The 23,486-nt window shown below is 63.3% G+C and carries 25 protein-coding genes; 15 read left to right on the top strand and 10 right to left on the bottom strand.

Annotation, left to right across the window (positions count from 1 at the left end; translation table 11 throughout):
• Position 1: 1 nt before the first annotated feature.
• From CF161_RS05465 to gspN, 9 genes are read left to right on the top strand one after another with little or no spacing between them, the layout of a single operon-like run.
• Positions 2–1,450 (top strand): GspE/PulE family protein, encoded by a 1,449-nt coding sequence (locus CF161_RS05465; RefSeq protein WP_084471662.1) that lies wholly within the window; start codon positions 2–4, stop codon positions 1,448–1,450.
• The gene (gene gspF, locus CF161_RS05460; protein WP_020295568.1) at positions 1,450–2,652 is read left to right on the top strand and encodes a type II secretion system inner membrane protein GspF; all 1,203 of its coding nucleotides are present in this window, start codon (positions 1,450–1,452) and stop codon (positions 2,650–2,652) included. The genes CF161_RS05465 and gspF overlap by 1 nt, the downstream gene beginning before the upstream one ends.
• A gap of 17 nt (positions 2,653–2,669) precedes the next feature.
• Positions 2,670–3,113, top strand: a complete 444-nt coding sequence (gene gspG, locus CF161_RS05455) for a type II secretion system major pseudopilin GspG (protein ID WP_020295567.1) — start codon at positions 2,670–2,672, stop codon at positions 3,111–3,113.
• 2 nt (positions 3,114–3,115) lie between these two features.
• Positions 3,116–3,565, top strand: a complete 450-nt coding sequence (gene gspH / locus CF161_RS05450; protein ID WP_020295566.1) for a type II secretion system minor pseudopilin GspH — start codon at positions 3,116–3,118, stop codon at positions 3,563–3,565.
• Positions 3,562–3,927, top strand: a complete 366-nt coding sequence (locus tag CF161_RS05445; RefSeq protein WP_020295565.1) for a type II secretion system protein — start codon at positions 3,562–3,564, stop codon at positions 3,925–3,927. The genes gspH and CF161_RS05445 overlap by 4 nt, the downstream gene beginning before the upstream one ends.
• Positions 3,924–4,514 carry a prepilin-type N-terminal cleavage/methylation domain-containing protein gene (locus CF161_RS05440; protein WP_020295564.1) on the top strand — a complete coding sequence of 197 codons (591 nt, stop codon included), beginning with the start codon at positions 3,924–3,926 and terminating at the stop codon, positions 4,512–4,514. Before CF161_RS05445 ends, CF161_RS05440 begins: the two co-directional genes overlap by 4 nt.
• 8 nt (positions 4,515–4,522) lie before the next feature.
• Entirely contained in the window at positions 4,523–5,644 is a 1,122-nt protein-coding gene (locus tag CF161_RS05435) for a GspL/Epsl periplasmic domain-containing protein (RefSeq protein ID WP_020295563.1), read from the top strand.
• 8 nt (positions 5,645–5,652) lie between these two features.
• The gene (gene gspM, locus CF161_RS05430) at positions 5,653–6,078 is read left to right on the top strand and encodes a type II secretion system protein GspM (protein WP_020295562.1); all 426 of its coding nucleotides are present in this window, start codon (positions 5,653–5,655) and stop codon (positions 6,076–6,078) included.
• Entirely contained in the window at positions 6,075–6,746 is a 672-nt protein-coding gene (gene gspN / locus CF161_RS05425; RefSeq protein ID WP_020295561.1) for a type II secretion system protein N, read from the top strand. Before gspM ends, gspN begins: the two co-directional genes overlap by 4 nt.
• A 17-nt stretch (positions 6,747–6,763) precedes the next feature.
• On the opposite strand, the gene CF161_RS05420 is transcribed toward gspN, so the two are convergent.
• Entirely contained in the window at positions 6,764–7,900 is a 1,137-nt protein-coding gene (locus CF161_RS05420; protein WP_020295560.1) for a catalase family protein, read from the bottom strand.
• 28 nt (positions 7,901–7,928) lie between these two features.
• Positions 7,929–9,737 (bottom strand): di-heme-cytochrome C peroxidase, encoded by a 1,809-nt coding sequence (locus CF161_RS05415; protein WP_043228754.1) that lies wholly within the window; start codon positions 9,735–9,737, stop codon positions 7,929–7,931.
• Between the two features lie 259 nt (positions 9,738–9,996).
• Here CF161_RS05415 and CF161_RS05410 point away from each other — a divergent pair, with 259 nt between their 5' ends.
• The 5 genes from CF161_RS05410 (at position 9,997) to CF161_RS05390 (ending at position 12,698) form a co-directional block, all read left to right on the top strand.
• A complete protein-coding gene (locus CF161_RS05410; protein WP_020295558.1) occupies positions 9,997–10,710 on the top strand; it encodes an FKBP-type peptidyl-prolyl cis-trans isomerase in 714 nt (237 codons plus the stop codon).
• A gap of 291 nt (positions 10,711–11,001) precedes the next feature.
• Positions 11,002–11,457, top strand: coding sequence for a YkvA family protein (locus CF161_RS05405; protein WP_020295557.1), 456 nt, complete (start codon positions 11,002–11,004; stop codon positions 11,455–11,457).
• Between the two features lie 113 nt (positions 11,458–11,570).
• Positions 11,571–11,912 (top strand): helix-turn-helix transcriptional regulator, encoded by a 342-nt coding sequence (locus CF161_RS05400; RefSeq protein WP_043228752.1) that lies wholly within the window; start codon positions 11,571–11,573, stop codon positions 11,910–11,912.
• Positions 11,909–12,280 carry a hypothetical protein gene (locus CF161_RS05395; protein ID WP_043228691.1) on the top strand — a complete coding sequence of 124 codons (372 nt, stop codon included), beginning with the start codon at positions 11,909–11,911 and terminating at the stop codon, positions 12,278–12,280. Before CF161_RS05400 ends, CF161_RS05395 begins: the two co-directional genes overlap by 4 nt.
• 1 nt (position 12,281) lies before the next feature.
• Entirely contained in the window at positions 12,282–12,698 is a 417-nt protein-coding gene (locus CF161_RS05390) for a sel1 repeat family protein (protein WP_020295554.1), read from the top strand.
• Here the strand turns inward: CF161_RS05390 and CF161_RS05385 are convergent.
• Positions 12,649–14,460 (bottom strand): bifunctional diguanylate cyclase/phosphodiesterase, encoded by a 1,812-nt coding sequence (locus CF161_RS05385; RefSeq protein ID WP_020295553.1) that lies wholly within the window; start codon positions 14,458–14,460, stop codon positions 12,649–12,651. The genes CF161_RS05390 and CF161_RS05385 overlap by 50 nt on opposite strands.
• Positions 14,461–14,594: 134 nt before the next feature.
• Positions 14,595–16,679: a carboxy terminal-processing peptidase gene (locus CF161_RS05380; RefSeq protein WP_177326754.1), complete on the bottom strand. Its 2,085-nt coding sequence runs from the start codon at positions 16,677–16,679 to the stop codon at positions 14,595–14,597.
• Between the two features lie 138 nt (positions 16,680–16,817).
• Here CF161_RS05380 and CF161_RS05375 point away from each other — a divergent pair, with 138 nt between their 5' ends.
• A complete protein-coding gene (locus tag CF161_RS05375) occupies positions 16,818–17,780 on the top strand; it encodes a zinc-binding dehydrogenase (RefSeq protein WP_020295551.1) in 963 nt (320 codons plus the stop codon).
• 130 nt (positions 17,781–17,910) lie between these two features.
• Here CF161_RS05375 and CF161_RS05370 read toward each other — a convergent pair whose 3' ends face one another.
• The 6 genes from CF161_RS05370 to CF161_RS05345 form a co-directional block, all read right to left on the bottom strand.
• On the bottom strand, positions 17,911–18,564 hold the full coding sequence (locus tag CF161_RS05370; protein ID WP_020295550.1) for an HAD family phosphatase: 654 nt from the start codon (positions 18,562–18,564) through the stop codon (positions 17,911–17,913).
• A 40-nt stretch (positions 18,565–18,604) separates the two neighbouring features.
• Positions 18,605–19,609: an ABC transporter ATP-binding protein gene (locus tag CF161_RS05365; protein WP_020295549.1), complete on the bottom strand. Its 1,005-nt coding sequence runs from the start codon at positions 19,607–19,609 to the stop codon at positions 18,605–18,607.
• Positions 19,606–20,406 carry an ABC transporter permease gene (locus CF161_RS05360; protein WP_020295548.1) on the bottom strand — a complete coding sequence of 267 codons (801 nt, stop codon included), beginning with the start codon at positions 20,404–20,406 and terminating at the stop codon, positions 19,606–19,608. Before CF161_RS05360 ends, CF161_RS05365 begins: the two co-directional genes overlap by 4 nt.
• Entirely contained in the window at positions 20,393–21,256 is an 864-nt protein-coding gene (locus tag CF161_RS05355) for an ABC transporter permease subunit (RefSeq protein WP_177326753.1), read from the bottom strand. The genes CF161_RS05360 and CF161_RS05355 overlap by 14 nt, the downstream gene beginning before the upstream one ends.
• Positions 21,235–22,041: an alkaline phosphatase family protein gene (locus CF161_RS05350; RefSeq protein ID WP_020295546.1), complete on the bottom strand. Its 807-nt coding sequence runs from the start codon at positions 22,039–22,041 to the stop codon at positions 21,235–21,237. Before CF161_RS05350 ends, CF161_RS05355 begins: the two co-directional genes overlap by 22 nt.
• A 75-nt stretch (positions 22,042–22,116) precedes the next feature.
• Positions 22,117–23,184, bottom strand: coding sequence for an ABC transporter substrate-binding protein (locus CF161_RS05345; RefSeq protein ID WP_020295545.1), 1,068 nt, complete (start codon positions 23,182–23,184; stop codon positions 22,117–22,119).
• Positions 23,185–23,486 lie beyond the last annotated feature (302 nt).

Below are 23,486 nucleotides of genomic sequence, written 5' to 3'. Positions count from 1 at the left end.
CCTGTTGCCCTATCGGCTGGCACGCCAGGCCGGCCTGGCGCGGGTGCCGGGCCAGGACGGCTGGAGCCTTTTGCTACGCGAGGATGTCGACACCGATGCCTTGCAGGAAGTGTTGCGGGTCCATGGCCTGCCGTTGGCGGTCGAACACCTGGACCCGGCCCAGTACGAATTGCGCCTGGGCAGCCTGTACCAGGCCGGGGAGTCGGCCACCGCGGCCTTGATCGAAGGGATTGGCGAACAGGTTGACCTCGACAGCCTGATCAGCGAGTTGCCGCGGATCGAGGACCTGCTCGAAAGCGACAACGAAGCGCCGGTGATCCGCCTGATCAACGGGCTGTTCGCCGAGGGCCTGCGTTTGCGGGCGTCGGATATCCATATCGAAACCTTCGAGCAGAGCCTGGTGGTGCGGCTGCGGGTCGATGGCCATTTGCGCGAGATCCTGCGGCCGCCCCGGGCCCTGTCGGCGATGCTGGTGTCGCGGATCAAGGTCATGGCGCGCCTGGATATCGCCGAAAAGCGCCAGCCCCAGGACGGGCGCATCACCCTGCGCTCGGGCGGTCGCGAGGTGGATATCCGGGTCTCGACCTTGCCCGGCATCCATGGCGAACGGGTGGTGATGCGGGTGCTCGACAAGCAGGCCAACCTGCTGGACCTGAACAACCTGGGCATGCCGGCCGAGGTCGAGCGTGCGCTGCGTGCCTGCCTGTCGCGGCCCAACGGTATTCTGCTCAGCACCGGGCCCACCGGCTCGGGCAAGACCACCACCCTCTATGCCAGCCTCAATGCGCTGAACGACGGTTCGTGCAACATCCTCACCGTCGAAGACCCGGTGGAATATGCGATCACCGGCATCGGCCAGACCGCGATCAACCCCCGGGCCGGCATGACCTTCGCCAGTGGCCTGCGGGCGATTCTGCGCCAGGACCCGGACGTGATCATGCTCGGTGAAATCCGCGACCAGGAGACCGCGCAGATCGCGGTGCAAGCCAGCCTCACCGGGCACCTGGTGCTGTCGACCCTGCACACCAACAGCGCGGTGGGCGCCGTGACCCGCTTGCGCGACATGGGCATCGAACCCTTCCTGATTGCCTCCAGCCTCAAGGGCGTCATGGCCCAGCGCCTGGTGCGGCGCTTGTGCCATTGCGCCACCCCCGTGCCGTTGCAGGCTGCCGAGCGCCAGCTGTGGCCAGAACTGGCGCAGCTGGAGCAGAGCTTTCACCCCCAGGGTTGCGAAGACTGCCAGGGCAGTGGCTACAACGGACGCATCGGGCTCTACGAATTCATCACCCTGGATGCCGGGCTGATCAGCCTGCTGTACGACGGCGCCAGCGAAATGGCCATGCACGACTACCTGGCAGACAAGCGCCAGAGCCTCACGGCCATGGCCACCGAATGCCTGCGCCTGGGCCAGACCAGCCTCGAGCAAGTACTGCGCGCGGTGCGTGACTGATGCCGACGTATCGCTACCAGGCCCTGGACCTGCTCGGGCGCCGCCGCAAAGCCAGCATCCAGGCAGAAAGCGAGCGCCATGCCCGGCAGTTGCTGCGCGAGCAGGGGTTGTTCGCCCGCGACTTGCAAGTGCAGCGCGGCAGCCTGTCGAGCCCGCGCGGGCAACGCTTGAACCATGGGCAACTGTGCGAGCTGACGCGGCAGTTGGCGACCTTGCTCAGTGCCGGCATTCCCCTGGTGGATGCCCTGGCGACCCTGGAGCGCCAGCTTGCGGAGCCGGCGATTCGCAACCTGCTGGTGGCGGTGCGCGGTGCCCTGGGCGAAGGCTTGAGCCTGGCCCAGAGCCTGCGTCGCCAGGGCGGGCAGTTCAACACCCTGTATTGCGCGCTGGTCGAGGCCGGGGAGCGCTCCGGCAAATTGGCCCCGGTGCTGGAGCGGCTGGCCGAGCACCTGGAGCAGGTGGAGAAGCAGCGGCACAAGGCCCGTACCGCCCTGGTGTACCCGGCGGTGCTGATCCTGGTGTCGCTGGCGGTGGTGATCGGCCTCATGACCTTTGTCGTGCCCAAGCTCACCGAGCAGTTCAGCCATACCGGGCAGAGCCTGCCGCTGATTACCCGCGTGCTGATCGGCGCCAGCGAAGGCCTGGTGCTGCTCGGCCCCTGGTTGTTGGCCCTGGCTCTGGTGCTGGGGCTGGGCGGCCGATGGTTGTTGCGCCAGGCGTCGTGGCGCTTGCGCCGCGACCGCCTGGCATTGCGCCTGCCACGGGTCGGGGCGCTGTTGTCGGTGCTGGAAAGCGCCCGGGTCTCGCGCAGCCTGGCGATTTTGCTGGGCAGCGGTGTGCCGTTGCTCGAATCCCTGGAAGTGGCGACCGCCACCGTGGGTAACCGGCAGATTCACCAGGCCCTGGAAGCCGTGCGCGAGCAGGTCGAAGGCGGCGTGACCCTGTACCGGGCGCTGAGCGCCAGCGGGTATTTCCCGCCAATGCTGCTGAACATGGTGGCCAGCGGCGAGGCCAGCGGCACCTTGCCCGACATGCTCGAACGGGTTGCCGACAACCAGGAGCGCGGTTTTGCGCGGCAGGTCGACCTGCTGCTGGCGTTGTTCGAACCGCTGATGATTCTGCTGATGGGGGCGGTGGTGCTGTTCATCGTGCTGGCGGTGTTGCTGCCGATCATGCAGCTCAACCAAGGCCTTACTTTCTGAAAAAGGAGATCCATGCCATGCCTGGCAATCGTGTGTTCAAGCGCCGCGAGCGCGGTTTCACCCTGATGGAAATCATGGTGGTGATTTTTATCATTGGCCTGCTGATCGCAGTGGTCGCCCCCAGCGTCCTGGGCAGCCAGGACAAAGCCATGCGCCAGAAGGTCCTGGCGGACCTGGCGACCCTCGAGCAGGCGCTGGACATGTACCGCCTGGACAACCTGCGCTTCCCCAGTTCCGAGCAGGGGCTGCTGGCCCTGACCAGCAAGCCGAGCGTGGAGCCGTTGCCCCGCAGCTGGCGCGCCGATGGCTATATCCGGCGCCTGCCCCAGGACCCGTGGGGCAACGCCTACCGCTACCGCACCCCGGGCCAGCATGGTCGGGTGGATGTGTTCTCCCTGGGAGCCGACGGCCAGGAAGGGGGCGAAGGCACCGACGCCGACATTGGTAGCTGGGATCTCTAGGCATGCCGCGCTGCGACGGTTTCTCGCTCCTGGAAATGCTGGTGGTCTTGCTGATCGTCGGGTTGTTCAGCGCCTTGGGCGTGGCTTCGCTGGATGCCGGCCAGGCCCCGATGCGCCAGGCCCTGGCGCAATTGGCCAATGACGCTCGGACCCAAGCCGCCCAGGCCCGGCATGGTGGACAGCTGCTGGGCTTGCGCTGGAACGGCCGGCAGCCGGAGTTCGTGCGTTGGCAGGTGGCGCAGGGCCGGGGAGCCTGGCGCGTCGAGGGCGAGCGTTCCACGCCCTGGCCGGCGCAGTTGCAGCCCGACTGGCCTCGCAGCGCCGAGCCGCAGGTGATTTTCACCCCCTCCGGGCTGGCCCGCCCCGTGGCCTTGACCTGGCGCTGGCCCGAGGGCAGCCAGCGCTGGCAATGGCGCGCCGACAACACCCTGGAGATTGCGATCCAGCCATGAAGCGCCAACGAGGTTTTACCTTGCTCGAAGTCACAGTCGCCCTGGGGATCGCCGCCCTGATGGCGGTGATGGTCAGCCAGCTGTTGCGCCAGCGCATTGCCACCCACCAGGCGGTGGCGCAACACCGTGTCGGCAGTTTGTGCGCCCGGGAGCTGGAGGCGCGCTTTGGCGTGGAACGCTACTGGCCGCAGATCAACGCGGTGAGGGGCGAGCTGCGCCAGGGCCATAGCACCTGCCACTGGCAATTGGCGCTGGGCAACACCGGGGTCAACCGCCTGCGGCGCGGGGAGCTGATGCTGTTCGCCGACCCCGAGCAGCGCCAGCCCCTGGGCCGGTTCAGCCTGTTTCTGGTGCGCCCATGAGGGCGGCGCAGCGCGGCTTGACCCTGATCGAGTTGCTGGTGGCGATGGCATTGACTGCGGTGCTCGGGGTGCTGCTGGCGGCCCTGGTCAATGGCTGGATCAAGGTCCGCGAGCGCCTTGAAGAACCCGGCAGCGAGCCCCGGGTGCTGGAGTTCTGCCTAGCCCTGGAGCGGCGTTTCGATGCCCTGGTGCTGCGCCAGCTGTATGAACAACGCCTGCCACTGGGGCTGACCTGGCTGGATTGGCAGCCCGGGCTCGGCCATTTGCAGTGGGTGGCACTGGGCGCCTGGCCAGCGGCTGACGCCACATCGCGGGTGCAGCGCCAGCGCCTGGTGTTCGACCCCCGGCAACGGCGCCTGAACCTCCTGACCTCGGCCGACCTGTATGCGGCCGGCATACCGCGCTGGGAGCTGCGTGAATCGCTGGAAAACATCGACCGGGCCACCTTCAGTTTTTACCAGGGCACGCGCTGGCTGGCCTTTCCTTCCACCGTCGCCGCCCAGCCCAACCGTGGCGTGCGGATCGAATTCGAGCACCAGGGAGCCCCCTATGTCTGTACTTTCGCCTTGCCCGACACCCAGCCATGAGCCGCCGCATGTTTGAGCGTCTGCGGGCCAAGCCGCGACAGTGGCTGCTGGTGCGCCCGCCGACCAGCGCCGACGCTGGCTGGCAATGGCTGCACTACGCCGCGCAGCAGCCTCGATCCAGCGGTGACTGGCCGCCGCCGGCCGCCTATCTGGAGCTGCCCGCGGCCTTGATCATTCCGGCGCTCGATTGCAGCCACTTCTGCCTGCCGGCGCCCCCGGGGCTCAAGCGCCATGAGTGGCCGCAATTGTTCGAAGACTATGGGCAACAGCCTGCCGAGCAGTTGCTGGTCAGTTGTCTGTCCCGGGATTGCGGGCACCTCGAACTGCTGGTGATGCAGCGCCAGCAGGTGCAGCAGTGGCTGGCCGAATGCGCGGCGCTGGGGGTGCAGATCAGCCAGGGCTGGGCCGAGCTGCAATTGGTGCCGCAGCCCGAACCCGGGCATGGCGTGTGTTGGCAGCGCGAGCAGTTGCTGTGCCTCAAGCGCGGTGGCCAGGCGCAGCCCGGGCAGTGGCTGGTCTGGCCAAAAGTGCTGGGCGCGACCTTGCCCCAGGCTTGGCGCGAGCTGCCCGTGGAGCAGCTAGCAGGCACCTGGCCCTCGCGCCTGGCGGCGTTGGAACAATTGCCCGGGGTGCTGGAAGACGCTCGTCCGCTGCCTGGCCGCGGGCGTCGCTCTGCGCGGCTGACCGGGTTGCAGCGCCGCTTGCTGCTTGCTTGCGCGTTGCTGGCGGCCTGCTGGGGCACGGTTTATCTGCTGCAGACCTGGCAGCAGCTCGCTGACTGGAAGGCTCAGGTCAAGGCCGTGGCCGGGCCGTCCGGCAGCCCGCTCCAGGCACGGGGCGCGCTCACGCGGTTGCAGAACCAGGACACCGACTGGCGGGTGCGTCAGCAGCAGGTCGTCACCCTGGAGCAGGCACTCTCGACCTGGCTGCAACAAACGCCGGGCTGGTCGGTATCGAGCAATCATTTTGACGGCCGGCTCTGGCGCGTGGGCCTCAGTGGCAGCGGGGTGCGGCCCGAGCCGGCTGAGTGGCAGGCAATGGCCCAGGCGGCCGGGGCCCAATGGCGTGCCGAGCCCCAGGGCCCTGGCGCTGATCTGCAGTTGAGCTTTGATCTGGGGGAACAGCCATGAGGGTATGGATGCGTGCGTATCTGGACAACTTCAAGCAATTGGCCCCGGCCCGGCGTTATGGCGTGCTGGTCGGCTGGGCCCTGGTGCTGCTGTTGCTGCTGGTGCTCTTGACCCGGCCCCTGCTGGCGGCCTGGCAAGAGGCGCGCCAGTGGCAGGCTTTGGCCCAGCAGGCTCGCACCCTGGCGCCGCGCCCGGTGTTTTCCAATGAACACTGGCAGGCCCTGGCCGCCTCGCGGCAGTGGGTCCTGACCCATGTCGAGCACCAGGACGAACGCTGGCAGTTGCAGGGTGAACTGCCTGGCCCCCAGGCCTTGCAGCAATTGTTGCGCACGGTGCAGGAGCAGGGCGGGCGCCCGATGCAGTGGAGCCTGGTGCGTGGCGCGCAAGGCTACGCCTTCAGCCTGGAGCTGGCCGCCGGGGCTGAGGGGCCATGAACCGCCGCATCGCCTGGGGCGCTCTGGTGTTTGTCGTGACCCTGTTGCTGGAACTGCCGGCAGCCTTTGTCGCCCGCCAGGTGCCTTGGCCCGCGCAATGGCAGCCCGACGGGGTCTCGGGCAGTGTGTGGCATGGCCGGGCGGCCCGCTTCGCAAGCCTGGGGCCGCTGCAGTGGGAGGTCCGGCCCTGGACGCGGGAGGTGCGGTTGAGCCTGGGGTTTCAACAACGGTTCTGGGAGGGCTCGATCCGCGGCTGGCCCTGGAACTGGCAGGCGCAGTTGGCACCGCGCGCGGCCAGCGCGATGCCAGCGACGGCATGGGTGCTGGACGGGCACTGGCAGGGGCGGCTCCAGGTCAATGGCGGCGGGCGCCGCTGCCACAGCGCTGAAGGTGAATTACTGGGCAGCGAGCTCGCGCTGCTGAGCCCGTGGCAGCTCAACTTGGGCAGCACCCGCATCGAGCTGCAATGCCGGGATGGGCTGCAACTGTTGGCAGACTTGCAGCTGCCTGGCGAACACGGTTTCAAGGTCGAGGCCGACCTGCAACGCCAGCGCGTGCAGGTGGACGGTCGGGTTGAACCGGATGCCGCCGTCATCCCGCTGCTGGTTCAGGCGCGCTGGCTGCAACCCTCGGCGCAGACTTTCAGCAAGGTCCTGGGTAAACCCTGAGGGCTGCGCGGCACTGATCACTGCTCGGCGTTGCGGCTGTGGCGGTAGTCGCTGACGGCTTCATACACCGCCTTGCGCAGGCGGTTGATGCCGCCAATCGGGCGATGCTCTTCCAGGCCGAACCAGGGGTTGAAGGACTGGTTGTCGCAGGCCAGGTTCTGCGCCGGGGTATCGAAATCCTGGGGCGCAATCCTGACCCGGGCTACGGTCTCGAACGGGGCATCGCTTTCGCGCCATTCGATGCTGGTGTCTTCCAGCGGCATGTACTTGCTTGGGTCCTGGCGCTGGATCTGCAACACGAAGCAGGCCGCCACCCGGTCGGTGGACAGTTGCTGGGTCAGGGCGCTGCGCAGGAAGTTGGGCAGGTCCTGATTCTGCGCCGGCAGCTCGTAGCTCGGGCAACTCGCCGGATCCGGCGCGACCCGGAATTTGGCGTTGGCGCTGCCGAACTTGTACGGCGATACCGAGAAGTAGGTGGTCTGGGTCGGGCTGGCGGGCGCCGGTGACAGGGTGGACAGGGCGATAAACAGATGACGCACCTGCCAACTGCGCGGATCCCAGCCGGGGAAGAACGCCAGGACCTTCTTGCCGTCGGCCTGGGCCGCGACGTTCTGCGCGTATTCCGCCACATCGCTGACGAAGAAGTTGGGATGGTTGAACATCACAAAATCCTGCTCGGTGCGCAGCGGCTGGTCCTTGAGCAATTGCGGGCCCGCCACGTCCAGCAGCTTGATCGCCATGCCCCGTGCATCGCGGATGCTGTCGAACTGTGGGTAGGCATTGCCGTTGGACAGGCGGATGCTCGCTTGCCAGGTCTTGCCCGGTTCGGCGAAGACCCCTTGGCGCAACTCGGGGGCCAGTTGCTCCAGCACCTGGACCTCGGCCTTGACGCAGCCGTGGGCCTTGGCGTGGGCATCGCGCAGGTAGCGCGTGCCTTCGCGGTGCTGGTCGACGATGCGCACGGCGGTCTGGATGATGCCCTGGGTCATGGCCGCCTCGCCCGGCGGAATCTGCTCCTGGGCCGAGACCGCGCCGCTGTGGTGCCAGGCGAACCAGGCGCTGGACAGGGCCCAGCCGAGCAGCCCCAGGCCCAGCAGCCAGAGCAGGGTCTTGCCCAGCAGGGCACCAACGCGTAGCCAGAGGGTTATCAGCATGGGGCAATCCTTTTAACGAAGTCGATCATCATGGCAGTTGTGGTTCCAGCGGCCCGCCCAGGACCTTCAGGTATTCGAGCAGGGCCCAGCGTTCCTCGGGTTGCAGCAGGCGACCGATGACCCCGTTGCCCCGTGCCCCGGCGCGAAACTCGTGGCCGCTGTTGTGGTTGCCGCTGATTTTGGTGTCGAACACAAAGCCATTGGCGAACGTCTCGGTGCGATAGCCCAGGTGGCGCGGGTCGTAGTCGAAGGTGCCTCTATAGAAGGTGGTGGCGCGCTCATCCTGAGGCGACAGCAACTGATAGATACTTGGCACCGAACCGTTATGCAGGAACGGCGGCGTGGCCCACACCCCCGCCAGCGGCCGGGCCTTGTAGGCACGCAGTTCGCGCACGCCGATCGGCAGGCCGAAACCGTCGAGCTGGGGCCGCTCTTCGGGGGTGACCTTGGCATCGCGGTAGGCGCGCTCCTCGACAAAGGCGGTGACGTAGGCCAGGCCCTTGGCTACCGACAGCTGGCTCATGTCCAGCGGCTCGGTGGGCGTCGGGTGCAGTTGCACATTGGACGCGGCCAGTTGCGCGGCGTCCCACTTCAGGGCGCTGAGGTCGTAGCGCTGGTCGGCGATGTTGTTGGCGCTGTTGGGGTCGGTGCCGATCACTGCGACCGGCAGCATCCTCAATTGCTGGACCGGGCGGCCGTTGACCTGGGTCACGGGGGGCACGTGGCAGCCGGCGCAGTTCTCGCTAAACAGCGCGCGACCCTTGGCCGCCAGCGCCAGGTCGATGGCGCCGAACAGCTCCTGCGGCCACACCGGTGGCTTGAGGCGTTGCAGGGTTTCTTCGATCAGGTTCAGGTCCCGCACACGGACGCTTGAGGGGTAGCGTGCTTCGTTCTGCAGCGGCTGGCCGTTGGCGTCGAAGAAATTCAGGGTGGCGCCCACCCCCAGGGCTTCGCCTATGTTGCGCGCCATGGGCTGCTGGGCCGAGCCGTTCCACTGCACCCAGTCGAAGGTCCAGATGTCCCACAGTTGCGGGTAATCCACCGGGGCGTTGGCTACGCGGTAGTTATCGGGAGTGATCGCATCGCCGAAGCTGGCATTGGCGATACGGCCGAAGGCATCGGTGCGTCCCGGTCCCTCTTCGGTCGGATAGAGGCCCCGGTGGGTATCGTTCCAGGCCACGCGCAGGAAGTTGTTCAGCGACAACTTGAAGTCTTTGCGCAACTGTTGGTGCTGGGCCTCGTAATCATCGCCCAGCACGTTGCGCGCGAAGCGCTCGAATTTCCACGGGTTGTAATAGGTGGCCGCCAGGCTGGCCACCAGCGCCTGGCCAAAACTGCCGCCGCGCAGGGTCGGCACGCTGGAGGGCAGCACATGCTGGGCCGAACCGCCGTCGATGCGCAGTGCCTGGTTATTGAAACGCAACTCGCCGGTGTGGCAGGCGGCGCAGGTGATGTCCAAGTACTGCGCAGGGTTGCCCGGGTTCTGGTGGCGGGCAAAGCCCACCGGCAGATTGCCCGGGTTGTTCGGCGTGGCTTTCTGCGCCGGGTCCACCAGGAAGCCGAAGCGCGCCAGGTACTCGGGCGCCGCGAAGCGCTGCTCGGAAAACGGCAACTCCAGGGCGCCGAACCACTCATAACGCAGGCCTTTGACCTGGGTGCCCTGGGGGGTGAAGTAGTAGGTCTGGCGATCGGCAGCACTCCACTGTTCCAGGTAGTGCACCTGTTGCGGCGGCTGATAGGCCGGCAATCTGGGGTTGGCGACGTAGTAGAGGACGACGGCCAGGATAATTCCTAGCAGCAGTGCGATCAGGGTCAATACACGGTAGAAAAGGCGCAAGTTAAACATCCTTGTCGAGTTTTGTTTCCTTATGCACTAGGGCACCAGGCTGGGCAAGTCGCCATTATCACGTAATCAGGCCGCCCGCGGGCTTTGGCGGCGGGTGCCGGCTTGGTCTGTGCAGGCTGATTAAATGCGCTTTAAGACGTGAACTAATCCAGGGTTTGTTGCTCTCATGCCGGTAGCCATTGGTTGTGGGCGCCTGATAAGCTCGCGGCTTTATTTGATTGCCCTTTTGGCGCATGAACAAGGAAATAGCATGAAACAGCATCGGTTGGCGGCGGCGGTGGCCCTGGTTAGCCTGGTACTTGCGGGTTGTGACTCGCAGACCAGCGTAGAGCTGAAAACCCCGGCGCAAAAAGCTTCCTACGGTATTGGCCTGAACATGGGCAAAAGCCTTGCCCAGGAAGGCATGGATGATCTGGATTCCAAAGCGGTAGCCCAGGGCATCGAAGATGCCGTCGGCAAGAAAGAACAGAAGCTGAAAGATGACGAGTTGGTCGAAGCCTTCGCTGCCCTGCAAAAACGTGCAGAAGAGCGCATGGCCAAGGTCAGCGAAGAGTCGGCGGCAGCCGGCAAGAAATTCCTCGAAGAGAACGGCAAGAAGTCGGGTGTGACCACCACCGCTTCCGGTCTGCAGTATGAAGTGCTGAAGAAGGCCGACGGCGCTCAGCCCAAGCCGACTGACGTAGTGACTGTTCACTACACCGGCACCCTGACCAACGGCACCGTGTTCGACAGCTCCGTCGAGCGTGGCAGCCCGATCGATCTGCCGGTAAGCGGCGTGATTCCGGGTTGGGTCGAAGGCCTGCAACTGATGCACGTTGGCGAGAAGTACAAGCTGTACATCCCTAGCGACCTGGCTTACGGCGCGCAAAGCCCGAGTCCGGCGATTCCAGCCAACTCGGTGCTGGTATTCGAGCTGGAACTGCTGGGTATCAAAGATCCAGCCAAGCAAGACGCCGCCAAGTAATACGCGTCTGAGTTTGAAACAACGCCCCGCTTGACGGGGCGTTGTCGCATCTGGCGCTTGATGCTGGTAAAAAATGCGAACGGACGCTGCAAGGCGCAGTCTGATCAAGAGGTAAGCAGTGGGTAGCCGCACAAGGCTGCCAAGTCAATGAAATAATGGGTTTTTTTATGTGAGTAAAAAACGCCCGATCTGAGCTCAGCCCTTATGAAACGGGGCTTTCAGCCGTGAAAAATAGCTCTGTTCACAAGGTTATCCACAATTTGTGTGGATAACATTTCAGTGGGAGTGAAGATGAAAGCGCCGTGGAATTTTTCCCGCTTCCTGCCCCTCGCCGGAAGGCTGCTCAGCCGTGGTCGCCTGCCTACCCTGTTGTTCGCCGTGGCGAGCAAAGGCGCAAGCCAGGGCAACCGCCTCGGCAAGCTCAAGGACGATCTGCGCCTGCTCCAGGCCTTGTGCCTGGCCTACTGGCGTGGTGAATATCGGGCGATCAGCCCCAAGTCGATGATTTCAATCGTGGCCGGCCTGATGTATTTCCTCAGTCCACTGGATGCGATTCCCGACTTCATTCCGGTTTTCGGCATGATCGACGACATTGCCGTGCTGGCCTGGGTGATGAAAACCCTGGACGATGAACTCAATGCCTTCCGCGCCTGGCGTAATCGCCAATTGCCGGAGAAGCTCGCCGTGGTTGAACGTTTGCCCGATACCCCGGAGCAATTGCAGCTCGAGGCCCCGAAGAAAGACTGAATCCTGCGCAACGGATCCATACAATGATGCTCCCCGCGACCTTGGCGACTGTTAGGATTACACTTCAAGGGAAAAGTCCGACTCGCTAAGTGTCGTTGTCCTACGGGGTAGTAATGGATATTCAGATAATTGCACGCGATGGCGAGCCCGAATATGCGGTTGTGCCATGGGCTCAGTATCAGGCTTTATTGACAGCAGCAGGGATCACCGACCCATCGCCGCGCCCGGACTCCGTCATCCACGCGGCCGCACCAGGCCAGGTTCTTCCTGGCCTGGATCAACTACGCAGTTTGCGCGAAGGGAAGGGCATCGCCATCGAGGCGCTGGCCCGCAAAGTAGGCATCAGCCCGTCTTACCTGGCCCTGATTGAAAGCGGCGAGCGTCTACCCGACGCCGCGATTCGCCGCAGCCTGGCCTGGGAACTGACGGTGCCGGGGTGGAGGGAGCAGCCGTGAGTGTAAGGATCAGTCGTCAGCATTGGGATGGGCTGTTGGGTGAACTGGATCAGGCCCGTCGACAGCGTCATCTTCTTACTTATCGTGCGCTCCTTGAGCGCCTGCAGTTACCCAGCCCCGCCATGCAGACCCTGACCGCCGCGCTCGAACACCTGGCGGCCATGGACGCGCGCGCGGAACAACCGCTGCGCAGTTCGCTGGTCATCAGCCAGGGCGCCAGTCGCCTGCCACGCACCGGCTTTTTTGAGTGCGTCGAGCGTCTCGGGCGTTTTTCCGGGCCGTCTGACGGTGTAGCGGCGGCCTCCTGGCATGCTTCGGAAGTGGTGCGGGTGTTCGAATACGAGTACCCCGAATCGGCGGAGGCCTGACATGTTCTGGCGACTCAAGGCGCGTTTCGGCTACTGGCTGGCGCGCCGGTTGTTTCATTGGTCATGGCTGGTGCGGCAACCGCGCAGTTGGCACTGGCTGGAAGGGCAATTTGCGCGCATGGCCAACCTCGGCGATGTCGGTGCCCAGAGCTTCTACGGGCATATCCTGACCTTTCGCGGCCAGGGGCTTGGTGCTCGCGAGGAAGGGGTGCGCCTGTTGCGTCTGGCGGCGTTGGCCGGGGACGGCAAGGCTGCTTATCAGGTCGGGGTAATCAGCCTCGCCGGCACAGCCAGCAAGGCACCTGACCAGGCCGAAGCCGCGCGCTGGTGGAGCATGGCGGCCAAGGCCGGGCACCCGTTGGCCGAACTCAAGCTTGCGCAGCTGAATCCACCGGATCCTGCACTCCATCAGCGCTGAGTGTGTCCGCCAGGTCCAGGCTGTCGATCACATGGATGCTGTAACCCAACACATTCTTGGCGTGGTGCTTGGCCTGTGAGGCCAGCTCGGCGAGCTGGCTGGAGTCGAGTTGTCCACAGGCCTCGGGATGCAGATGCACCACCCCGATCGACAATGACAGCAGGGCGAATTCCTGGCGCACGCCCTGGCGGTTGGGCGCGATAAAGCACCCGGCTTCCAGGTGTTCGGCGCGGTAGAAGCGTCGGCACTGGCTGTGGAAATCATCCAGGAGCTGGCTCAAGCGCTTGCGCCAATCCTCGGGGCCCAGCACCAGCAAAAAATCATCACCGCCGATATGCCCGACAAAGTCGCGGCTGGGGTCCACACGATCGTTCAGGCATTGCGCCAGGCACAGCAGCACTTCATCGCCGCGGCCGTAGCCGTAGATGTCGTTGAAGGGTTTGAAGCTGTCGATATCCACATAACAGATCACCGACTCCCGCCCTTGTTGCAGCAAGCGCGTCAGGCATTGCTGGATCGGCACATTACCCGGCAGCAGGGTCAGGGGGTTGGCGTAGCGTGCCTGCTGAATTTTCAGCTCGGTGATCAGTTTCAGCACATCGATTACCCGCCCCAGGCCCAGGTAACCGCCGTTGAGGGTGATGATGAAGTCTTCTTCGATGCGTTGTCGTGCGCGGCTGGTGATCAGCCGGCTGACCTGCTGCAGTGATTGACTCAGCTCTACGGCCAGGAAGTCATCGTTCATCAGCCGGCTGATGGGTTTGCGCGCGAACAGGTCGGTGGCGAAGGGCTTGAGCAGGGCATCGGACAGCGAATGGCGGTGCACGATGCCACAGGGCTGGCCGCGATCATCCAGCACCGCCAGCGAATTCAGGTTGGCCTGGGAGCGGAAGGCCTCGAGTACGGTGGCGGTCGGCGTATTGCGCGCCACTGCCGGTTGCTCGTTGAGCAGGGCGCTGAGGTCGGGGCTTTCATCGCTCAAGGCCACCGTGCTGCTCTCATGCTTGGGCAGCATGACGCGGGCGTCTCGGGGGGGCTGCTCTTGCGGGCGGCAAAGCAGATAGCCCTGAATCAGATCGACGCCCATCTCGGTCAGCACCGTCAGCTCTTCCACCAGTTCGATGCCTTCGGCGATAACCTGGGCCCGGGAGGCCCTGGCGATTTGCAGAATCGAGCCGACGAATTCGCGCTTCAACGCGTCCTGATGAATGCCGTCGATAAAGTGGCGGTCGATTTTCACGTAGTCCGGGCGCAGTTCCGACCACAGGCGCAGGCTTGAGTAACCGGCGCCCAAATCGTCCAGGGCAATCGAGAAACCCATGTCGCGGTAATGGTGCAGGGCGTTTTGCAGCAGGCCGAAATCATCGATTGGCGTCTGTTCGGTCAGCTCGATGACCACCTGGCTCGGCGGGATACCGAAGTCCTCCAGCAGTTGCAAAGTACGGCCAGGCTGGTGGGCAGCTTCAAGCAGGGATTCGGGGGAGACATTGAGGAACAGTTTGCCGGGCAGTTGCTGCTCGCTGAACCGCCTGCAGGCACTGTGACGGCAGGCTATTTCCAGTTCGCTGAGGCGTCCGGCCTGGCGGGCCACGGCGAACAGCGCTACCGGCGAGTGCAGCGGGCTGTTGGAGGGACCGCGACTCAAGGCTTCATAGCCCAAGATTCGACGTTCGGAGAAGCTGATGATGGGCTGGAACAGGCTGTGCAGACCACTTTGAGCCAGGATTGAACTCAAGGCACTCAGCTGTTCGGTCGTGGTCATGGCGATCTCTGTCGAAAAAAAAAGGACCGGGCGAGCCCTTGATTCAAGAGCAGCGCCCGGTCCTTTATTTCACGACAGAATGATGACTGTTTGATGACGCTCCGAGGAGCGTCAGCATTAAATTGCCATCATTGTCAGTGCTTGGCGACCGAGGTGTTGAGCTTCAGGTAATCGAGCAGGATGCGCCCGGTTTCGCTGAGGTAGGCGTCGTCTTCCGGTTTGGTCTTGTCCGGTTCGGCGGCGGCCAGTGCGTCTTCGTCCTCTTTCTTCAGCTCTTTCAGCGGGTCCTCGCCCTTGGCCTTGCGGCGGGCGTTTTCCAGGGCCAGTTGCTTGGCTTCGATGTCGGCATGTTGGGCGCGGCGTTCGACTTCGTTGAGGCTGACGGTCTTCTCGGCCATCAGTTTCTGCGCCAGGGCCAGCTTGTCGCGGATAAAGACGAATTCCGCGTCTTTGGCCGAACGTGCTTCATGTTCCGACTTGAGCTGTGCCAGGTACGGTTTGAACGGGTCTACCGCAGGCTTGATCGAAGGACGAATGGTGTCCCACGGCATGGCTTCGGGCAGGGCGCTCTCGCCGATTTCCTTGGTGTCGATAATCGACGGGAAGTTGACGTCCGGCAGTACGCCCTGATGCTGGGTGCTCTGCCCGGAAACCCGGTAGAACTTGGCCAGGGTCAGCTTCAGCTCGCCATGGTTGAGCGGCTGAATGGTTTGCACCGTGCCTTTGCCGAAGGTCTGGCCGCCGACGATCAACGCGCGGTGGTAGTCCTGCATCGCACCGGCGAAAATCTCCGAGGCCGACGCCGAGAGGCGGTTGACCAGCAGCGCCATCGGGCCTTTGTAGAAGGCGCCCGGGTTTTCATCTTCCAGCACATCCACGCGACCATCAGCGTTGCGCACGAGTACGGTCGGGCCTTTGTCGATAAACAGGCTGGTCAGCTCGGTGGCTTCCTGCAGCGAGCCGCCACCGTTGTTACGCAGGTCGATGACCACGCCGTCGACTTTTTCCTTCTGCAACTCGGTCAGCAGTTTCTTCACATCGCGAGTGGTGCTCTTGTAGTCCGGATCGCCGGCACGGAAGGCTTTGAAGTCCAGGTAGAAGGCCGGGATCTCGATCACCCCGAGCTTGTAGTCCTTGCCGTCCTGTTTCAGGTTGAGGACCGACTTCTTCACCGCCTGATCTTCGAGCTTCACCGCTTCGCGGGTGATCGGCACGATCTTGCTGGTCTGATCGTTCGGCGCATTGCTGGCCGGGATCACTTCCAGGCGCACCAGGGTGCCTTTCGGGCCACGGATCAGCTTGACCACTTCGTCCAGGCGCCAGCCGACCACGTCGACCATTTCCTTGTCGCCCTGGGCGACACCGATGATCTTGTCTGCCGGTGCCACTTGTTTGGTCTTGTCTGCCGGGCCAGCCGGCACCAGGCGTACGACCTTGACCTGGTCGTTGTCGCTCTGCAACACGGCGCCGATGCCTTCCAGCGACAGGCTCATGTTGATGTCGAAGTTTTCCGCGTTATCTGGCGACAGATAGTTGGTGTGCGGATCGTAGGACATGGCGAAGGTGTTGATGTAAGCCTGGAAGATATCTTCGGCACGAGTCTGGTCCAGGCGCGCCAACTGGTTCTTGTAGCGCTTGGTCAGCAGTTCCTGGATGGCCTTGGGCTCTTTGCCCGCGATCTTCAGGCGCAGGACTTCATCCTTGACGCGTTTGCGCCACAGGTCGTCGAGTTCTGCGGTGGTCTTGAGCCAGGGAGCGTCCTTGCGATCGATCAGCAAGGTTTCCTTGGTGGTGAAATCGAATTTGTCGACGCCCTTGTCCAGCTCTGCCAAGGCGAAGTCGAGACGGGTTTTGACCCGGTCCAGGTAGCGCTTGTAGATGGTGAACCCGGCGTTGAGGTCGCCGCTTTTCAGGAAGTCGTCGAACTGGGTTTTCCATTTGTCGAATTCGGCGATATCGCTGGCCAGGAAGTAGCTGCGCGAAGGGTCCAACAGCTTGATATAGCTGTCGTAGATAATCACCGAACGCGCATCATCCAGCGGAGGCTTGCTGTAATGGTGGCGCTTGAGCAGCTCGACGACGCTAAGGCTGGCAATCACCTCTTCGCGATCAGGCTGAAGTTTGTCCCAGCTATTGGCTGCGAACGTATTGGCCGACATCGGCAACAGGCCAATACCAATGAAAAGAGCGAGGGCGGTGCTGGGGAACAAATGCTTCATGCTGATTCGACGCGGGGGCAATTGATAACGCATATTAGGCCGTCTTTGAAGTCGCCGGTTCCATAAGGGCCGGTCGCATAATGCAAAAAGCCCGGCGCTACAGCATCGGGCTCAGTCCGGACTCACTATGGAGGCACTGTGAAAGCATTGCAAGGCGTTGAAGGTCAAGTGGAGTGGGTTGAAGAGCCGAGCCCTGCGTGTGATGTAGGTCAAGTTCGCATTCGGGTGGCCGCTGCCGGCCTGAATCGAGCCGATTTGCTGCAGAAGGCCGGGCTCTATCCGCCGCCGCCCGGTGCGAGCCAGGTGCTGGGGCTGGAATGCTCCGGAGTGATCAGTGAAGTCGGGCCGGGGACGTCGTGGCAGATCGGCGACCGGGTGTGTGCACTGTTGGCCGGCGGCGGCATGGCCGAGGAAGTGGTGGTCGATGCCCGTCATGTATTGCCGGTGCCGGAAGGCTTGTCTCTGGTCGAGGCCGCGGCCCTGCCGGAGGTGTACAGCACGGCGTGGTTGAATCTGTTCCAGCTGGCGGCGCTCAAGCCTGGGGAAAAGGTGCTGCTGCACGCCGGTGCCAGTGGCGTCGGTTCGGCGGCGATCCAACTGTGCAAGGCCTTTGGCAATCCCTGTTGGGTCAGCGTCGGTTCGGTCGAGCGCCTGGCGTACTGTGAGTCCCTGGGCGCGCAGGGGGGCGTGGTGCGCACCGATGGCCTTGAAGGCCTGAATGACTTCGCCCCGTTCGATGTGATTCTCGACCCGGTCGGTGCCAACTATGCTGCGCTCAACCTCAAGCTGCTGGCCCGTGACGGGCGTTGGGCACTGATTGGCTTGATGGGGGGGCGTGAGGCGAAGTTGGACCTGGCCCAGGTGCTGGCCAAGCGTGTGCAGTTGCTCGGTTCGACCTTGCGCAGCCGCGACGAGCAATTCAAGGCAGACCTGTTCAGCGACCTGAGCCAACACGTCTGGCCGCTGTTCGCCGAAGGGCGCCTGAGCCCGCAACTGGCCAGGGCCTACCCGATCAAGGATGCCGAAGCGGCATTTGCCGAACTGGCGACCAATCAGGTCTCGGGCAAGCTGGTGCTGGTGATTGATCCCACCTTGGTTTGACCATCACTCGTAGCCGCTGCGGTGAGGCTGTGCTGGCGGTGGGAAATATCCATTGCAATGCGGCGTTGTCGAGGGACAGCGCAGCCTTCGGCAGCGGCTACGGAGGGGTAGCCGCGGCATTATCAGTGGGCTACTTCCAGTGATGAATCGGCCACCCAGCCTTTTCGGCATGTTCGCGCAGCACCGGGTCGGGGTTGACCGCGTGGGGGTGGTCGACCTTGAGCAGCAACGGAAGATCGTTGCGCGAGTCGGAATAGAAGCTTGCGCCCTCGAGGTTTTCCTCTTCTTCATCCAGCCATTGCAGGAGCCGGGTGATCTTGCCCTCGCGGTAGGTCAGTGTGCCGACGGTATTACCGCTGTAGACCCCGTGGGTGACCTCCAGCTCGATCCCCAGCACTTCATCGATACCTAGGCGCTCGGCAATCGGCTTCACCAGATGGGTGCCCGAGGCCGAGATCACCAGGATCCGGTCGCCGGCCTGGCGATGGGCAGCGATGGCCTTGCAGGCGTCGCTGTAGATGATCGGTTCGATCACGTCTTCGACCCAGGGCCCCACCAGGTGAGCGACTTCTTCCGGGGTGCGCCCGGCCATGGGTTCCAGGCTGAAGCTCATGAACTCTTCCATCGCCAGTTTGCCGTGGCTGTAGGCGTCCATCAGCTCGTGGTTGCGGCGCATGAACGACTCGCTGTCGACCCAGCCCAGGCGCCCCATCTGCTCGCTCCAGAGGGTGGCGCAGTCGCCGTGAATCAGGGTTTCGTCGAGATCAAAAATTGCCAGGGCCATCAGTGCAGGTCTCTCTTCAGAAGCGTTGCTGTCAAAGGCATCAGGCTACCTCACACAGGGCCGAGGGATCGATGGAAAGTGCCAGGCGCTGGCCGTCGGCATGCAGGTCGGCCGCCGAACGGTTGAGCACATCGACCACCAATTCCACGCCCCGGGCCTCCACTCGATAGCGAATCACATTGCCCAGCAGGCTGTGGCTGCGCACCAGGGCGTCAGGCTCGCCGCTGCGACTGAGTTCGATGGCTTCCGGGCGAATCGCGATGCGTCCGCTGATCGTGCGTTGCAGCAAGCGGCTCGCGCTCGCGGCGTCCAGCAGGTTGTAGTTGCCGATAAACCCGGCAGCGAATGCATCCACCGGTGCGGTGTAGAGGGTCTCGGCGTCGCCGCTCTGGACGATCCGCCCCTGGTTCATCAGGAAGATCCGGTCGGACATGGTCAGGGCTTCTTCCTGGTCATGGGTCACGAAAATCGTGGTCAGGCCCAGCTCGCGCTGGATCTGCCGGATCTGCTCGCGCAGGTGCTTGCGGATCCGCGCATCCAGGGCCGACAGCGGCTCATCGAGCAGCAGCAGGCGCGGGCGGGTCACCAGGGAGCGGGCCAGGGCCACGCGCTGGCATTGGCCGCCGGACAACTGATGCGGGTAGCGCCCGGCAAACTCATTGAGTTCGACCAATTGCAGGGCCTCGAGCACGCGCTTGTGGCTGTCGTCGGCGTTGACCTTCTGCATCCGCAGGCCGAAGGCGACGTTCTGCTCCACGGTCATGTTGGGGAACAGCGCGTAGCTCTGGAACACCATGCCGATTCCGCGTTTCTGCGGGCTCAGCGGCACGATGTCCTGGCCTTCCAGAAGGATTTTGCCAGCGTCCACCGGGGTCAACCCGGCGATGCAGCGCAGCAGGGTGGATTTGCCGCAGCCGGAGGGGCCGAGCAGGGTGACGAACTCGCCCTTGGCGATTTCGCAATTGATGTCGCTGAATACCGGCGTGGCGGCGGCGCCTTTTTGCCCGTAGCTTTTTTGCAGATGCTGGACGCTGACATAGCTCATTGGCTTTTGTCCTTGTTCAAGGTGTTGGCGGCCCAGGTCAGGACCAGGACAAAGAGGAAGTACGAGATCACCAGCGCACTGGTGAAGTGGCCGCTGCTGTTGCGCATGTTGTTGAGGTAGACCTGCAGGGTTTCATAGCGGGTGCCGACCAGGATGTTGGCGAACACAAACTCGCCGAACAGGAACGAGAACGACAGCAACAACGCCACCATCAGGCCTTTGCGCAGGTTCGGCAGCACCACCAGGATCGCCGCCTGCCAGGTACTGGCGCCCAGCAATTGGGCCGCATCCATCAGGTCGCGCAGGTTGATCGCCTGCAGGTTATTGGTGATCGCCCGGTACATGAACGGCAAGGCGACGGTGAAGTAGCAGCCGATCAGGATCCACGGTGTGCCGACCATGGCGAAGGGGCCTGAACCGTACAGCTGCAACAGGCCCACCGACGACACTACCGGCGGCACGGCGAAGGGCAGCAGGATCAGGATATTCATCAGGGCGTCGAGCTTGGGGAAGTGGTAATGCACGACAAACAGCAACGGCAGGATCAGCACCACCGACAGGATCAAGGCGCCGACGCAGACCAGCAGTGATTGGCCGAATGCGTTCAGGAAACGCGGGTCGCTCCACAGCTGCACGAACCACTTGAAGGTGAAACCGCTGGGCAGGATGGTCGCCGACCAACTGCTGGCAAGGGAGTAGATCAGGGTTCCGGCCAGGGGCAGCAACAGGATCGCAAACAGCAGGTAGACCACTATCCGGTGGTAGAGGTGGGCACCGCCTTGTTCAGCGCGAGACATGGTAGCTCCTCTTCAGCAGCAACTGATGGACGATGGTCACCAGGGTCATCAGCACCACCAGCACCACGGCCAGGGCGCTGGCCATGTTCGGGTCCAGGGAAATATCCCCGGACACCATGGCCGCGATGCGGATCGGCAGTACGTTGAAGTTACCGGTGGTCAGGGCAAATACCGTGGCGTAGGCGCCCAGGGCATTGGCCAGGAGGATGACGAACGTGCCGAGCAGGGCCGGGGTCAGCACGGGCAGGCCGATATGGCGCCAGAACTGCCAGCCATTGGCCCCCAGCAGGGACGCGGACTCGCGCCAGTCTTCGCGCAGGGCATCGAACGCCGGATACAGCAGCAGCACGCCGAGGGGAATCTGGAAGTAGGTGTAGAGAATGATCAACCCGGTCTTGGAGTACAGGTTGAAGTCTTGAATGATCCCCGACTGCTTGAGCATCAGGGTGATGGTGCCGTTAAAGCCCAGCAGGATGATGAACGCGAAGGCCAGGGGCACCCCGGAAAAGTTGCTGGTCATGTTGGCGAAGGCGTTCACGAAGTTGCGCAACCTGGAATCCACGCGCCGTAGCGAGTAACTGCCGAGCACCGCGATGACGATGCCGAAGGTGCTGGACCAGAACGCCAGCTCCAGGCTGTACTGGATCGATTGCAGGTAGAACCTGGAGCTGAAGATCTTGCTGAAGTTGGCCAGGCCCCAGCCGAACTCTTCCGAGCGCAGGCTGTTGATCATGACCCAGGTCAGTGGCGCGATCTGGAACACGATGAAGAACAGGGCGAAAGGCACCAGGCACAGAATTGCCAGCCATTTACCACGGGTGACTGAATTCACTTCAACAGCTCCCGGCATGCAGGTTTGTCGTGGGGGACGCCGAGCAGCTCGCAGACCGTGCCGCACAATTGGGTCTGGGTGGGCGCGGCGTCAGGGTTGAAACTGAACGCATCACCGATCACGAACAGCGGCACTTCGCGCTCTTCGGGCAACAGGCCATTGTGCGAGCGGTCGTTGTTCATGCCGTGGTCGGCGGTCACCAGCACCTGGTAACCGGCGTCGAGCCAGCCTTGCAGGTAGTCGGCCAGGATGATGTCGGCCGAACGTGCGCTGTTGCGGTACTGCGCGGTGTCGAGGCCGTGCTTGTGTCCGGCATCGTCGATGTTCATCGGGTGCACCAGCAGGAAGTTCGGCGCGTGGCGCAAGCGCAGGTGCTCGGCGTCGGCGAACAGGTGCGAATCCGGGTAGTGATCATTCCAGTAGAAGTGTCCGTGCTGGATCGGCAGTTCCGGGTTGTCGGTATGCCGATCCCGGGCCGCGACAAAGGGCGTCCGGTTATACAGCTCGCTGACCCAGTGATAGGCCGCCGCCGCGGTACTGAGCCCGGCATCCCGGGCGTAATGGAAGATGCTGCGTTGGGTCGATAGCCGCGAGACATTGTTGTGCACGATGCCGCTGTCGATCGGCGGCACCCCGCTGAGGATGCATTCATAGAGCGGCCGGGACAGGGCGGGCAGTTCGCATTCGAGCTGGTACAGCGCTGCGCGCCCCGCACCGCAGTAAGCCTGAAGGTGGCCCATGGCATCTCGGGCGACCTGGTAATTCAGGCCGTCGAGCACCACCAGGATGACGTTGTGCTTCATGGGTTGCAGGACTCCGGATCAGATACAGCGTTGAACCGCCAGGAGCCGGCAACCCGGCCCCTGGGGATTACAGCCTTACTGCATGTTGATGATCACTTCTTCCTGCCACTTCTGCGGCAAGCCTTTGGAGGTCTTCTCCCAGGCATCCGCGTCCTTGATCGGCGTAACGTGTTTGTACTGCTCGTTCGGCAGCAGGTTGGCCTGGACCTCGGCTGGCAGGGTCAGGTGTTCGGCACGGATCGGCCGGGCGTTGCCCCGTGCCAGGTTGGTCTGGCCGGCGTCGCTGAAGATGTATTCGCGAGCCAGTTTGGCGGCGTTCGGGTGCTTGGCGTATTTGTTGATGATGGTGGTGTAGCCGGAGATCACCGAGCCGTCCGACGGGATCAGCACGATGTAGTCGTCCTTGTTGACCATCTTGTTGCGATAGCTCAAGCCGTTGAAGTCCCAGACCACGCCGACTTCGACCTCACCCTTTTCCATGGTGGCGATGGTCGGGTTGGCCAGAGACAGGCGTCCCTGCTTGGCGATTTCGGCGAACATCAGCAGCGCCGGCTGGATGTTCTTTTCATCGCCGCCCTTGGCGATGGCCGCGGCCAGAACGCCGTTGGCGGCCTGGGCGGCGGTGCTGACGTCACCGATGGAAACCTTGTATTTGCCTTTCTCCAGGTCGGCCCAGCTTTTCGGCGCTTCGGAGCCGTGCAGCAACTTCTTGTTGATGATGAAGGCAATGGTGCCGGTATAGGCCAGGGCCCAGTTGCCGTCCTTGTCCTTGGCCCAATCCGGGACCTGGGCCCAGGTGCTTGGCTTGTAGGGCTGAACCACGCCCTGCTTGACCGAGATCGGGCCGAAGGCGGCACCGACGTCGCCGATGTCGGCGCTGGCATTGTCTTTTTCGGCCGCGAACTTGGCGATTTCCTGGGCCGAGCTCATGTCGGTATCGATGTGTTTGAGGCCATAGAGTTTGGCCAGGTCGTCCCAGGTGCCTTTCCAGTTGGCCCAGTCATCGGGCATGCCGACGCTGTTGACCGCACCTTCCGCTTTTGCAGCGGCTTCCAGGGTTTTCAAATCGGTATCAGCCGCCATGGCTGCGGTGCACATGGCAATGGTCGAGCCTAACAGTGATGCCAGGAAAAGCTGTTTCATCCGAAGCTCCTTTGGGCGTGTTCAACGCTGCGTTTTTTATCGACGTTTGCGGTTGGGTTGGTCTAGGTCAGCAATACCTGAGCCAATTTAGGCGCGCTGGATGACACTTTGATGTCGGCATCAGTCCTGCAAGGTTTTTGATGGCCGCAGGTTGGGCGCCGCGAGATAAGCGTAGACCATGGCTAAACAGCTGAAATGAAAGGACTTGGCGAAGTAATTGCAGGTGTCTGCAGCAGCCGTTCGGCGGCTTTGTCATCTGTCAGTCATATGTATTGCCTAGGCTTTGGGCGACTTGCAGAGGC

Origin of the sequence: Pseudomonas sp. CF161 (assembly GCF_000416215.1) — a bacterium.
GTDB lineage: Bacteria > Pseudomonadota > Gammaproteobacteria > Pseudomonadales > Pseudomonadaceae > Aquipseudomonas.
Note: the sequence above shows the minus strand (reverse complement) of the source record. Positions and strands in the feature narration are given on the sequence as shown.